We start from the raw sequence: 12,650 nt of genomic DNA, 5'->3' as shown, positions 1-12,650 counted from the left end.
CCTGGCCGGGTTGGTGTGCGTGGCAGGCAATCCGATCTAGGCTCACCGCAGCGTTGCCGTCCCGTTTCGCTCTGTGTCTTGAGGAGAGAGTGTGTCCCGAAGCTCACGTACCCGCCGGCTGAGCGCCGGCCTGGCGGTGGCCGCCCTGGCCTTCACCACCGCCGGTGCCGCGACCGCCGCCCAGGCGGCCCCGTTCGCACCCTCGACCAGCACGACCGCCGCGGCCGAGCCCGGGGTCCTGATGAACTACGTGGTCAACACCAAGGCCACGAAGCCGCACGTCAAGAAGGTCGAGAAGGCGGTCAAGGCCGCCGGCGGCACCGTCGTGTCGTCGTACGACCAGCTCGGGGTGGTGATCGCGCAGTCGACCAACCCGGACTTCCGGACCGACGTCCGCAAGGGCCGTGACGGCCGCGAGGTGCAGTCGGTCGGCGCGACCCGGACCGCGGCCGTGTCCGAGGGCCCGGTCGGTACGGCGAAGAAGGCCGCCGCCAAGGGCCTGAACGCCGGCGAGGCGACCGTCGTCCCGGACCCTGACGAGACCAAGCAGTGGGACATGGTCCAGATCAAGGCGGACCAGGCGCACAAGATCACCGACGGCTCAAAGCGCGTCCTGGTCGGCGTCACCGACAGCGGTGTCGACGACACCCACCCGGACCTGAAGCCGAACTTCGACGCGAAGAACTCGGTCAACTGCACCGGCAACGGCGTCCCGGACCGGACGGTGGGCGGCTGGCGTCCGACCACCAGCTCGCACGGCACCCACGTGGCCGGCACGATCGCCGCCGCCCGCAACGGCGTCGGCATCGTCGGCGTCGCGCCGGGCGTGAAGATCGCCTCGGTGAAGGTGGTCAACGACGACGGCTTCATCTACCCCGAGTACGCGATCTGCGGCTTCGTCTGGGCCGCCGAGCACCACATGGACGTCACCAACCACAGCTACTACATCGACCCGTGGCAGTTCTGGTGCGACGACGACGGTGACCAGGGCGCGGTCCAGGAAGCCGTCCGGCGGGCGATGAACTACCAGACCAAGAAGGGCGTCCTGTCGGTCGCCGCGGCGGGCAACTCGAACTACGACCTGTCGAACAAGACCACCGACACCTCCAGCCCGAACGACAGCACGGCGGTCACCCGGGACATCGACAACAAGTGCCTGGACATCCCGACCGAGCTGCCCGGCGTGATCACCGTCGCCAGCACCACGCAGGCCGGGGTGAAGAGCAGCTTCTCGAACTTCGGGCTGCGCTCGATCGACGTCGCGGCCCCCGGCAGCAGCATCCTGTCGACGCTGCCCGGCGGCGGCTACGGCACGATGAGCGGTACGTCGATGGCGTCCCCGCACGTCGCCGGCGTCGCCGCGCTGATGAAGTCGGCGCACCCGTGGTGGGGCCCGCGCGACCTGGAGAAGGCCCTGCAGCGCCAGGCCGACGACACCGCCTGCCCGACCACGCCGGACGCCCGCTGCACCGGTACGACGGCCAAGAACGCCTTCTACGGCGAGGGCATCGCGGACGCCCTGGACGCGGTCAAGCGCTTCTGGTGAACCACCGCTGAAAGCTGAAAGAGGGGGTCTCCCGCCCGGGACCCCCTCTTTCCTTTTGCCCGAAGCAGCCCCTTTGCCCCGGGCGGCCCCATTGCCTCAGGCGGCCCTGGCCCCGGCGGCCCTGGACCCCGGCGGCCCTGGTCCCAGGCGGCCCTGGTTCCCGGCAGGTTCCTGCCGCGGCCCGGGCGTGGCACCGGTGCCGTTCTAACCTTGCCGCGGTGGGCGAGGAAGGGACTGACGCGTGATCCTCATGCGAGCGATCGGGGTGCTGACGATCGGCATCGGACTCCTGCTGATCCGGGTCCTGGACGGCGGGACGACGCACGCGATCGGGCTCGGGTTCTGGTGCTTCGGCGTACTGACGCTGCTCGACGCGCTGATGATGCGGGACGGGTTGCCGGCGCAGATCCTGTGGGGGCTCGGGGTCGGGTTCAGCGTCTGGATGATCGGCTACACCGACGTACCGGACCGGGCCGGGTCCGGAACGGTCGCGACGGTGATGTCGGCGATCACCGTGGCGCTGGCCGTCGCACTGTTCCTACGGAAGCCGCCGGGGATCTAGCCGAACGCGCAACGGCCCGGGTGCTCGACGCACCCGGGCCGTTCGTCGTACCTGTGGATCAGAACATCAGCGCGCGGGCCGGGTCCTCGAGGATGCTCGCGACGTCGGCGAGGAAGATCGAGCCCTTCTCGCCGTCGATCAGGCGGTGGTCGAACGACAGCGCCAGCGTGGTGATCCAGCGCGGAACGATCTCGTCGTCGACGACCCACGGCTGCTTGCGGACCGCGCCGAAGGCGAGGATCGCGGCCTCGCCCGGGTTGATGATCGGCGTACCCGCGTCGACGCCGAAGACGCCGACGTTGGTGATCGTGAACGACCCGCCGGCCTGGTCGGCCGGTGAGGTCTTGCCCTCGCGGGCGGTGGCGACCAGACCGTTCAGGGCGCCGCACAGCTCGGGCAGGGTGAGCGACTCCGCACCCTTGATGTTCGGCACGATCAGACCGCGCGGGGTGGCCGCGGCGATGCCGAGGTTGACCGAGCCCTTGAGCACGATCTCCTGGTTCGGCTCGTCCCAGGCCGCGTTGATGATCGGCGTCCGGCGGGCCGCCAGCGTGACCGCCTTCGCGACGATCAGCAACGGCGAGACCCGCAGGTCCTTGAACGCCTTGTCCTTCTTCAGCCGCTCGACCAGGTCCATGGTCGCGCTGACGTCGACGGTGATCCACTCGGTCACGTGCGGCGCGGTGAAAGCACTGGCCACCATCGCCTGGGCCATCACCTTCTGCACCCCCTTCACGGGGATCCGCACGTCACCAGCGCCAGGCTGTACGGCGTACTGCGGAACAGGTGGTGCAGCGACTGGTGTGGTGGTGTGGTTCTCCACATCAGTACGGGTGATGATGCCGCCCGGACCGGTCGCCGCCACCGTGCCCAGGTCGATGCCCAGGTCCTTGGCCAGCTTGCGGACCGGGGGTTTCGCCAGCACGTGAATGTTGCTTGCGGCAACTGCTGCGGCCTCGGGGGTCGGAGCGGGGGCCGGTACCGGAGCCGGAGCGGCGACGACCGGCGCCGGGGCGGGCACCGCCTGCGGCGCGACCGCGGCGGCCGGCGCAGGCGCGGCTGCCGGGGCGGACGCGGGAGCGGGTGCTCCGCCCTTGCGCGGGCGGCGCTTGGCTTCCGTCGTGCGGGGGCCGTAGCCGACCAGTACCGCCGTACGGCCGGTGCCACCGTTCTCGGTGTCCGGGACGAGGTCTTCCTTCGGCGTACCGGACGTGACCGGCGGCGCGAGCTCACCGGGGGTCGCCTCGGCGGTCTCGACGGCGATGATCGGCGTACCGACCGGGACCGTCTCGCCCTCGGGCACCAGGAGCTCGGCGACCGTGCCGGCGAACGGCACCGGCAGCTCGACCAGCGACTTCGCGGTCTCGATCTCGACGACGGTGTCGTTGAGCTTGACCACGTCGCCGGGCTTGACCTTCCAGCTGACGATCTCGGCCTCGACCAGACCCTCGCCGACGTCGGGGAGGCGGAACTGCTGGATGCCCATCAGTACCCCATCACCCGGTCGACACCGTCGAGCACCCGGTCCAGGTCGGGCAGGTACTCCTCCTCCATCCGCGACGGCGGGTAGGGAGTGTCGTACCCGGCGACGCGCAGCACCGGCGCCTCCAGGTGGTAGAAGCACTCCTCGCTGACCCGCGCCGCGACCTCGGCACCGGGGCCGAGCGAGAACGGCGCCTCGTGCACGACGACCGCGCGCCGCGTCTTCTTCACCGAGTCGAAGATCGTCCGCAGGTCCAGCGGCGAGATGGTCCGCAGGTCGACGACCTCCAGGTTGCGCCCGTCCTCGAGCGCCGCCTCGGCCGCCTGCAGACAGGTCTTCACCATCGGGCCGTAGCAGAACAGCGTCGCATCGGTGCCCTCACGGACCACCTTCGCCTTGTGCAGCGGGTACGCCGGCGGCACGCTCTCGTCGAGCTCGGCCTTCTCGTGGTAGCGCCGCTTGGGCTCCAGGAAGATCACCGGGTCGTCGGAGGTGATCGCCTGCTGGATCATCCAGTACGCGTCGACCGGGTCGCCGCACGCGACGACCTTGAGCCCGGCGATGTGCGCGAACAGCGTCTCCGGCGACTCCGAGTGGTGCTCGACCGCGCCGATGCCGCCGCCGAACGGGATCCGGATCACGATCGGCATCCGCAGCTTGCCCATCGACCGGTAGTGCATCTTGGCGACCTGGTTGATGATCTGGTCGTACGCCGGGAAGACGAACCCGTCGAACTGGATCTCGCAGACCGGCCGGTAGCCGCGCAGGGCCAGGCCCACCGCCGTACCGATGATGCCGGACTCCGCCAGCGGGGTGTCGATCACCCGGTCCTCGCCGAAGTCCTTCTGCAGCCCCTCGGTGACCCGGAAGACGCCGCCGAGCTTGCCGATGTCCTCACCCAGGATGATCACCTTGGGGTCGTTCTCCATCGATGCCCGCAGGCCGGCGTTGATGCCCTTGCCGAGACTGATCTTCGTCATGGCTCAGACCTCGCCGTCTGCGTGGAAGGAAGCGGCGTACGCGGCGTAGGAGTCACGCTGCTCGGCGAGCTCCTCGGGCATGTCGACGTACGCGTACTTGAAGAAGTCGGTCAGCTCCGGGTCGGGCATCGCCAGGCAGCCCTGACGCAGCTCGGCGGCGACCTGGTCGGCCTCGGCCTCGACGTCGTCGAAGAAGGCGTGCTCGACGCCGGCCTGGCGGGCCAGGTACGCCTTGACGCGCTCGATCGGGTCCTTGAGCTTCCAGTACTCCAGGTCCTCCGACAGCCGGTACTTGGTCGGGTCGTCGGACGTGGTGTGCGCGCCCATCCGGTACGTGTAGGCCTCGACGAGCGTCGGGCCGCTGCCCTCCCGGGCCCGCTTCAACGCCTGCTGGGTGACCGCGTACGTCGCCAGGACGTCGTTGCCGTCGACGCGGACGCCGGGGAAACCGAAGCCGGCCGCGCGCTGGTACAGCGGGATCCGGGTCTGCCGGTCGATCGGCTCCGAGATCGCCCACTGGTTGTTCTGGCAGAAGAAGACCACCGGCGCGTTGAACACCGAGGCGTAGATGAACGCCTCGTTGACGTCGCCCTGGCTGCTGGCGCCGTCGCCGAAGTACGCGATCGTCGCCTCGCCGGTCTCCGGGTCGCCGACCGCGTGGTCGCGCTGCTGACCCATCGCGTACCCGGTCGCGTGCAGCGTCTGGGCGCCGATCACGATCGTGTAGAGGTGGAAGTTGTTGTCCCGGGGGTCCCAGGCGCCCTGGTCGACACCGCGGAACAGGCCGAGCAGGTTCAGCGGGTTGACGCCCTGGCAGAACGCGACGCCGTGCTCGCGGTAGGTCGGGAAGACCATGTCCTTCGAGTTCAGCGCGCGGCCGGAGCCGATCTGGGCCGCCTCCTGGCCGAGCAGCGAGGCCCACAGGCCCAGCTCACCCTGCCGCTGCAGCGCGGTCGCCTCGGTGTCGATCCGGCGGACCAGGGTCATGTCCCGGTAGAAGCCCTTGATCGCCTCGTCGTCGAGGTCGAAGGAGTAGTCCGGGTGCTCGACGCGCTCACCTTCGGGCGTCAGCAGCTGGACGAACTCGACCTCCTCGGAGGCCTGTGGGGGACTGACCGGCGCCTCGACGGGCGCGAACACTTCCGGGGCAAGGCCCGGCACCGACTCACTCACATGCACTCCTCGGGTTCGAGCGCGGGATCGCCGCGACCGCAACTAGCACGCTGCCCGGCCTGACGCGGCCGGGTGAGGCTTCGCAGGCGGACCACGTGGATCCAGGGTTGATGCACCGCTCGGCAGTGAACCTCCTCACTGGTATCACTGCCCATCTTGCCGGACACCGTACCCAGCGGATCGTTGCGGCGCTAACTTCCTGGACGCCAACTCGTACGCCGGTACCGAAAGGCGTGCCGCCCTGAGACACCAGTCCATCAAGTGGTCATCTCCGGGGCCGTCGGCACGCTCGCAGCGAGCCGTGTGACGCCCGCTGCGCACTCCGAGTGTTTTGTGTCACACCTTCGTACCGATCAGGGCGCCGCTCGCGCGCGCGGGCGTTCGCGCGCGTCAGGAATAGAAAGACCCGGGCTCCCATGGGGTGCCCGGGTCTCCCACCGCTGCCGATGCGCGCGGCAGCGGGTCCAGAGTTGCCGGTCGCGCGCTGTGCCCCGAAAAAACACGGCGCGAACTCCGGCAATAGTGCGACGACATACCGATTCATCATGGTATTGCCGATTCGATGGCCACCGAGCCCGCCGAAAATCTTCCATGAATCACCGGGCGATCCGTCTCCCGCGATGACACAACGAGGAAATCCGGGATCGGTTACGCGTTCGGGCGGAACTCGCGGGAACAACTTTCCCGCCGCGGCAGGCAAAGCGCCTGCGCTCTCAGTTACCCGCAAGTTGCCTGGTCAGGGCCCGGTTGTTGCGGCGTCAGGGACCGAGTGGTCTGCCGCCTGAGAAGTTCCGGCTGTCATCCATCCGAAACAAAACTCGACGAAAAAGTCTGTAACCGGCGTACCCAGGCGTCGTTACCCACTAAGACGAATCCGTCAAACCCGAAAGGAAACCTCGCATAATGCAGGTAACACGCAAGATCGCCGCTGCTGCGGCCGTGGCGACCGTCGCCACGCTGGGCCTGGCCACCGTCGTCAGCGCGAACATGATCGACGACTCGAAGGCCAACAGCGGCCTTGCTGACACCGTTTCCGCGGCCTCCAAGGGCTACGGCGACAAGGGTGCCCACAAGTGGTACGGCGTTGACCGCGACGGCGGCCTGATCGCCGTTGACGACAACAAGGTCGGCCCGTTCCAGGCCTGTGACAACTTCATCCCGGTGAACGCCGTGGGTGTCCAGGTCCCGGTCAAGGACATCGTCGGCATCGTCGGTCTGGACCAGAACGGCAACTCCGCCACCGCGGTCAAGACCTGCGAGCAGGAGGTCGGCCAGAACGACAACCACGGCAAGTGGTACCGCGCCGGCGACGACGGCCTGATCTCGGTCTCGGACAACAAGGTCGGCCCGTTCCAGGCCTGCCACAACGACATCCCGATCAACGCCGTTGGCGTCCAGGTCCCGATCTCGGACCTGACGGCTCTGCTGGGTCTCGACCAGAACGCGAACGCGGTCGAGTCGATCAAGACCTGTGAGCAGGAAGTCGGCCAGAACAACTGACCCTCCCTGGTCAGTGATGCAGGACCCGACACTGTCGCCTCGGTGGGGCGACTGAATCGGTAGCACCATTCGAACGGCACCGGGAAGCAAGCCTCACTCCTTCCCGGTGCCGTTCTGCTGTTGTCTACAGGTCGAGCAGATCGCGCAGATCGACCACCGATCCGCTCGGCAACGACCGCTCCACGACCGACCAGATCCCCGCGGCCGCGGCCTCCGGCGTACTCAGCCCGCCGGTCCGGCGCAACTCCCGGAACCGCTCGACCGAGGGGAACGCCCGCTCGTCGACCTTCCGAATCTCCCCCTGCATCGCGGTGTCGACCACTCCGGGCGCGACCGCGACCACCCGGCACCCGTTCGCCTCCAGGCCCACGGTCCGCACCCAGTGGTCGACGGCCGCCTTGCCTGCGTTGTACGCCGACCACCCCGCGTACGGCTTCTTCGCGGCTCCCGACGTGAGCATCACCAGGTGCTTCTCGCACTCCAGCCCGGCCGTCGCTCGCAAGAACGCCCGCCCGAGCACCTGCGGCGCGGCCGAGTTCAGCAGCACCGCCCGCGTGTAGGCCGCCGGATCGACGTCCCCGGCCGGCCCGATCGGCGTCACGGTCCCCGCGTTGTGCACGAACACCAGCCGCTCACCGTCGAAGCCGTCCAGCTCCTCGGCGAAGTGCCGTTCAACGCGTTCCCACTCCGCGGGCTCGGCGAGGTCGGCCGCGAAGTGCTCGGCGGCCGCTCCCCCACCCCGGCGGGACAGATCGATCACCCGAGCGTCCGGCCACGGCACGTTCGCGGCCAGCGCGGCTCCGATGCCCGCCGAGGCTCCTGAGATCCAGATCAGTGCTTGTCCACTCACGCCGTCAACGTACCGACGGCCGCGAGCCTCACTTGCGCCAGGTGCGGGCTACCTGGAGGAAGAGGTCGTTGGCCTCAGGCTCGCCGATGGTGACCCGGGCGCCTTCGCCGGGGAACGGGCGGACGGAGACCCCTTCGGCCTGGACGGCCTCCGCGAAGGGGACGGTGTCCTCGCCGAGCGGCATCCAGACGAAGTTCGCGTGGGTCTCGGGGACGTCCCACCCAGCCGCCTGGAGCTCACCGACGACGCGGCGGCGTTCGTGGCAGAGGGACTCGACGCGGTCGAGCAGCTCCTGCTCGGCGTGGATCGACGCGATCGCGGCGGCCTGGGCGACCTGGCTGACGCCGAAAGGCAGGGCGCACTTGCGGATCGCGGCGACGACCGGCGGGTGGCCGATCGCGTAGCCGACGCGGAAGCCGGCCAGCCCGTACGCCTTGGAGAACGTGCGCAGCACGACCACGTTCGGCCGGTCGCGGTAGATCTCGGCGCCGTCGACGGTCTCCGGCTCGCGGACGAACTCGCGGTACGCCTCGTCGATCACCACCAACACGTTCGCCGGGACGACGTCCAGGAACGCGAGCAACTCGTCACGCCGTACGACGGGACCGGTCGGGTTGTTCGGCGTACAGACGAGCACGACCCGGGTCCGGTCGGTGATGGCGGCTTCCATCGCCTTGAAGTCGTGCCGCGCGTCCTCGGTCAGCGGCACCCGGACCGACGTCGCGCCGGTCAGCTGCACCGCGATCGGGTACGCCTCGAACGACCGCCACGCGTAGACGACCTCGTCGCCGGCCGAGCACGCCGCCTGCAGCAGGTGGTACAGCACCGCGACCGAGCCCGTCCCGACCGCGAGATCACTGACCGGTACGCCGAACCGCTCCGACAACGCCTCGAGGAGGTCGACCGCGCCCATGTCCGGGTACCGGTTCATGTCCCCGGCAGCGGCCGTCGCCGCGGCCAGCACACCCGGCAGCGGCGGGTACGGGTTCTCGTTGCTGGACAGCTTGTACGTCGGGCGGCCGTCGGTGCGCTCCGGCGGACGGCCCGGCTTGTACGCCGGGACGTCGTCCAGGCAGGGGCGGAAGCGGACCTCATCCTGTGCGGTCATGACCGCAGGCTAAGGTCTGGCAGCACCTGGGTAGAAGAGTTCGCCTCGTGACTGTACAAACTGTCCAGCAATCCTGGCTCAGCCCGGCAGGATGACCTCTCCACCGGGGACACTGATACCAGAAAGATCGAAATCGAGCGGATTCGTCATGCACCGCGCCGAGCCGCCGCCCTTGTGGAACTCGGACAGGTCGAGCACGACGACGCGCAGCCCGAGGCCGGTCAGGATCTCGCGCAGCCGCGGCGAGCAGTCCGGCATCAGGATCGTCTCGCCGACCACGACGGCGTTGCCGCTGAACGCGAACGCCTCCTCGTCGGTGAGCACGATCGGCTCCGGCACGATCTGCTCGAGCTGCGCCCGGCCGGCCGCGTCGAAAGCCGGCGGGTAGATCATCGCGTGGGTGCTGTCGACCGGGCAGAACGGCAGGTCCAGGTGGTACATGCCCTCGTGCGCGATCCGTAGGCCACGGACCCGGATGTTCCACTCGGTCGCCAGGTGCTTGAGCGCCAGCGCCTCGGAGCGGTGGCCGTAGCCGACGACCAGGGCGTCGCCGAAGACGAAGGCGTCACCGGACTCGAAGTGCGGGCCGACACCGTCGGTGCCGATCCGGCTGAGCGTGAAGCCGTTACCGGTGAACCACTCCGCCGCGGACAGCGACTCCTTGCGGCGCGGCTCGAACCGCATGTGCGACAGCATCGCCCGGCCGTCGGCGGTGGCCAGGCCGACGTTCATCGCGTACACCATGTCGGGCGAGTCCGGGCGCTGCTCGAGCACCTCGACGCTCCCGCCGGCGTCGACGATCGCCTGCCGCAGCGACTCCCACTGCTTGGTCGCCAGCTCCGGGTCGGGCTGGTCCTGGGTCGACATGTACGGATTGATCACGTAGTCGATCCGGTAGTGGTCCGGCCGGACCATCAGGTTGCGGCGACCCCACCCCAGCGACTGACCCATCGACGTACCTCTTCGCACTCTGATCCGTGATCGACGGATTCTCTGATTGTCCGACAATCAGTCAGTGTGCAGATCAACCAGGGGAACGTCAACCAGGGCCGGACCGAGTGCCTACGAAGTCGTCCAGACGATGTCGAGGGTGGCCGGGTCGTAGCCGTGGCCTTCGATCCACTCGAGGGCTTTCGTGCGGCCCTCCGGGGCGTAGGTGCGGATCTTGAGGGAGATCGCCTCGGGGTTGTTCGGGTCGGACCTGGACGAGCCGTACGTCGCCTTGAAGCCTGGGCCGACGTACGGGAGCTCGCGCATCACCGGGTACTTCGCGGCCAGGCGGCGCTGGATCTCGTCGTACTTGCGGCCGGCCTCGGCCTCGGCCTCGAGGGCCTGGTCGGGGTTGTTCTGCACCCAGCTGCGGCCGGCCGGGCCGTTGGCGTACAGGTACATCTTGACCGACAGCGGGTCGCCGCCCTTGGCCGTCACGGTCTGGGTGTAGGTCTCGAAACCGTCCCGCTCGCCCTTCAGCGTGTGCTGGCCGGCCTTGATCTTGACCTCGCCGTTGGCCGCGATCGGTTGGCCGTCGATGGTCAGGGTCAGGTCGTTCGGGATCGACTTGACGGTCAGCTTCGACTCCGCGCCACCGCGGAAGGCCAGGTAGCCGCCGATCAGCACCACCAGGATGACGACCACGACGCCGCTGAGCAGCCAGAGCCGCGGCCTCTCCTCGTCCATCTGTCTCTCCTCCGTCGTTCGGTGCCGGTCGGTGCGGTACGTCGGTGCCAATGATCGGTGCTGGTCAGTCCTTCGGGGTCGGCGCGTTCTTCAGCCGGGCGATCACGAACCCCAGCTGCGTTCCCACCTGGTAGGCGTTGCCGGCCTCCGGCACGTGGCCGTGCAGGGACGCGGCCGCCGAGTTGTACCCGTTGAACTCGCCGACGTACAGGTAGGTGTGGCCCGGCCCGATCAGGACGTCGCCGGGCTGCAGCTTGTCCTCACCCCAGCCGTAGTGCATGTCCCACTTGTCCGAGCTGTCCAGGTAGGTCTTCTGGACGTCGGTGCCGCGCACCGGGTAGTCCGGGTCGGCGCCACTCATCCGCATCACGGTCGCGACGAAGACTCCGCAGTCGGAGTACTCGTCGGTGCCGGTCGAGCCGTTGTACTCCGGCAGCGCCGCCTGGTACTCCGGCTTGGCGTCGCCCTTGTTCTTGCCGTGGCCGGGGGTGTCCCAGGCGAGGTTCTTCGCGGTCGCGACGATGTCACCGTTGCCCGCGCCGCACCCGCCACCACCGGGGGCCGCGCCATCACCGAAGGTCGCGAAGACCTCGGCGGCGGTCGCCTTGCGCTCGGTGTAGCGCGGGTTGCTCAGGTCCTCGGACCCGGCGAAGCGCTCGAAGTACTGGCCGAACGCGACCGCGGCCGCCGCGACCCCGTTCGCCGCGTGCAGCTTGTTGCCGGCGTTCTCCTCCGGCAGCGGTCCTTCGCCGTTCAGCTGCTTGAGCAGGAACTCCAGCTGCCACTCCAGCGACGCGACCTTGGCCTCGTCGTTGTTGGTGGCCTCCAGGGACGGTCTGATCATCTTGCCGGCCGGGGTCCACTGGACGATGCCCCAGCCGAGCGTGCTGCCGACGGCCTGGCCGGCCGGCGTCTCCACACCGGGCAGCGTGCCCTGCAGGCGAGCCGGCTCGACGCTCGACTCGTGGATCATGTTGCCGACGATGCCGGCGGCCTGCTCCTTGCTGAACCCGTTCGACGCGAAGAAGTTGAAGGCCTTCTCCTGGTTCGTCCCGCCGACCAGCGCGCCGCCGCCGCAGCACCCCGACGACTCCGAGCTGTCCGCGCCGAGCTCGTCGGTCGGGTCCTGCGGCTGCAGGTCGCCCTTGCCGTCCTCGCCGCCGCGGATCCGCAGCTCGAAGTGCAGGTGCTCGCCGGACTCACCTGGCTCGTCCTCGTCGCCCGAGCCGGACTTGCCGATCTCCTGACCGCGTTTGACCTTGTCGCCGACCCGGACGCTCTTGGACTCGAAGAACCGGTACCAGGTCTGGACCGCGTCGTCCTGGTGCTTGATCTTGATCCAGTCGCCGCCGGTGTCGATCACCTCGCCGTCCTCGGCGGCCATCACCTTGCTGCCCTTGTCGACGTCGAAGTCGAGACCGGTGTGCTTGGGGTCGCCGTCGTCCCAGTCCCCGGACGGCTCCTGCTCCTCGGTCGGCCAGCCGAACGCCTTGCCGGCGCTCGTGGACGCACCGCAGTCCGCCGCCTCGCCGATCGAGCCCATCGAGGTGACCAGCATCGCCACGACGATCAGCAACGGAAGGACGAGAGCGAGCCCGACGAAGCTCAGGGCGGGCAGTGCCTTCCCCTCCATCGCGTCCTCCTGGTCGATCAGCGGCTCTCCGGGCGGAGAGTGGGCGGCCGTCGCTCGCCAGCGCCCCAGGGCGCTAGGAACAGACTGCCCGAAAAGTGGCTCATCATGTCGGGAGTTGTCCACAGGTAGGGTCGGGGG

11 protein-coding genes are annotated in these 12,650 nt (G+C 69.0%); 3 read left to right on the top strand and 8 right to left on the bottom strand.

Features of this window, described 5'->3' with window-relative positions:
• Positions 1-91 precede the first annotated feature (91 nt).
• The gene (locus tag ACLQ2O_RS04045; RefSeq protein ID WP_425827278.1) at positions 92-1,546 is read left to right on the top strand and encodes a S8 family peptidase; all 1,455 of its coding nucleotides are present in this window, start codon (positions 92-94) and stop codon (positions 1,544-1,546) included.
• Positions 1,547-1,787: 241 nt separating this feature from the next.
• Positions 1,788-2,108: a hypothetical protein gene (locus ACLQ2O_RS04040; RefSeq protein ID WP_425827276.1), complete on the top strand. Its 321-nt coding sequence runs from the start codon at positions 1,788-1,790 to the stop codon at positions 2,106-2,108.
• A gap of 58 nt (positions 2,109-2,166) precedes the next feature.
• On the opposite strand, the gene ACLQ2O_RS04035 is transcribed toward ACLQ2O_RS04040, so the two are convergent.
• Genes ACLQ2O_RS04035 through pdhA form a run of 3 tightly spaced genes read right to left on the bottom strand, consistent with a single transcriptional unit; the run spans position 2,167 to position 5,744 of the window.
• On the bottom strand, positions 2,167-3,594 hold the full coding sequence (locus tag ACLQ2O_RS04035; protein ID WP_425827274.1) for a dihydrolipoamide acetyltransferase family protein: 1,428 nt from the start codon (positions 3,592-3,594) through the stop codon (positions 2,167-2,169).
• Positions 3,594-4,571, bottom strand: a complete 978-nt coding sequence (locus ACLQ2O_RS04030; RefSeq protein WP_425827272.1) for an alpha-ketoacid dehydrogenase subunit beta — start codon at positions 4,569-4,571, stop codon at positions 3,594-3,596. Before ACLQ2O_RS04030 ends, ACLQ2O_RS04035 begins: the two co-directional genes overlap by 1 nt.
• A 3-nt stretch (positions 4,572-4,574) precedes the next feature.
• Positions 4,575-5,744, bottom strand: coding sequence for a pyruvate dehydrogenase (acetyl-transferring) E1 component subunit alpha (pdhA, locus tag ACLQ2O_RS04025; protein ID WP_425827270.1), 1,170 nt, complete (start codon positions 5,742-5,744; stop codon positions 4,575-4,577).
• A gap of 903 nt (positions 5,745-6,647) precedes the next feature.
• Here pdhA and ACLQ2O_RS04020 point away from each other — a divergent pair.
• Positions 6,648-7,244, top strand: a complete 597-nt coding sequence (locus ACLQ2O_RS04020) for a hypothetical protein (protein WP_425827268.1) — start codon at positions 6,648-6,650, stop codon at positions 7,242-7,244.
• 124 nt (positions 7,245-7,368) lie between these two features.
• On the opposite strand, the gene ACLQ2O_RS04015 is transcribed toward ACLQ2O_RS04020, so the two are convergent.
• The 5 genes from ACLQ2O_RS04015 to ACLQ2O_RS03995 form a co-directional block, all read right to left on the bottom strand.
• Positions 7,369-8,094: an SDR family NAD(P)-dependent oxidoreductase gene (locus ACLQ2O_RS04015; RefSeq protein ID WP_425827266.1), complete on the bottom strand. Its 726-nt coding sequence runs from the start codon at positions 8,092-8,094 to the stop codon at positions 7,369-7,371.
• 28 nt (positions 8,095-8,122) lie between these two features.
• Positions 8,123-9,202 (bottom strand): histidinol-phosphate transaminase, encoded by a 1,080-nt coding sequence (hisC, locus tag ACLQ2O_RS04010; RefSeq protein WP_425827264.1) that lies wholly within the window; start codon positions 9,200-9,202, stop codon positions 8,123-8,125.
• Positions 9,203-9,280: 78 nt separating this feature from the next.
• A complete protein-coding gene (locus tag ACLQ2O_RS04005; RefSeq protein ID WP_425827262.1) occupies positions 9,281-10,153 on the bottom strand; it encodes a dimethylarginine dimethylaminohydrolase family protein in 873 nt (290 codons plus the stop codon).
• 111 nt (positions 10,154-10,264) lie between these two features.
• Positions 10,265-10,879: a PEGA domain-containing protein gene (locus ACLQ2O_RS04000; protein ID WP_425827260.1), complete on the bottom strand. Its 615-nt coding sequence runs from the start codon at positions 10,877-10,879 to the stop codon at positions 10,265-10,267.
• Between the two features lie 64 nt (positions 10,880-10,943).
• Positions 10,944-12,512, bottom strand: coding sequence for a phage tail tip lysozyme (locus ACLQ2O_RS03995; protein ID WP_425827258.1), 1,569 nt, complete (start codon positions 12,510-12,512; stop codon positions 10,944-10,946).
• Between the last annotated feature and the right edge of the window lie 138 nt (positions 12,513-12,650).

Origin of the sequence: Kribbella sp. DT2, from assembly GCF_049844575.1 — a bacterium.
GTDB lineage: Bacteria > Actinomycetota > Actinomycetes > Propionibacteriales > Kribbellaceae > Kribbella.
This window is presented reverse-complemented; position numbering and strand designations above follow the sequence as displayed.

What these genes read in the sequence shown, in the direction of transcription:
- ACLQ2O_RS04020 (WP_425827268.1), top strand. Translation starts at nt 6,648, where the DNA reads ATGCAGGTAACACGCAAGATCGCCGCTGCTGCGGCCGTGGCGACCGTC.
- ACLQ2O_RS03995 (WP_425827258.1), bottom strand. Translation starts at nt 12,512, where the DNA reads ATGGAGGGGAAGGCACTGCCCGCCCTGAGCTTCGTCGGGCTCGCTCTC.
- ACLQ2O_RS04000 (WP_425827260.1), bottom strand. Translation starts at nt 10,879, where the DNA reads ATGGACGAGGAGAGGCCGCGGCTCTGGCTGCTCAGCGGCGTCGTGGTC.
- ACLQ2O_RS04035 (WP_425827274.1), bottom strand. Translation starts at nt 3,594, where the DNA reads ATGGGCATCCAGCAGTTCCGCCTCCCCGACGTCGGCGAGGGTCTGGTC.
- ACLQ2O_RS04030 (WP_425827272.1), bottom strand. Translation starts at nt 4,571, where the DNA reads ATGACGAAGATCAGTCTCGGCAAGGGCATCAACGCCGGCCTGCGGGCA.
- hisC (WP_425827264.1), bottom strand. Translation starts at nt 9,202, where the DNA reads ATGACCGCACAGGATGAGGTCCGCTTCCGCCCCTGCCTGGACGACGTC.
- ACLQ2O_RS04005 (WP_425827262.1), bottom strand. Translation starts at nt 10,153, where the DNA reads ATGGGTCAGTCGCTGGGGTGGGGTCGCCGCAACCTGATGGTCCGGCCG.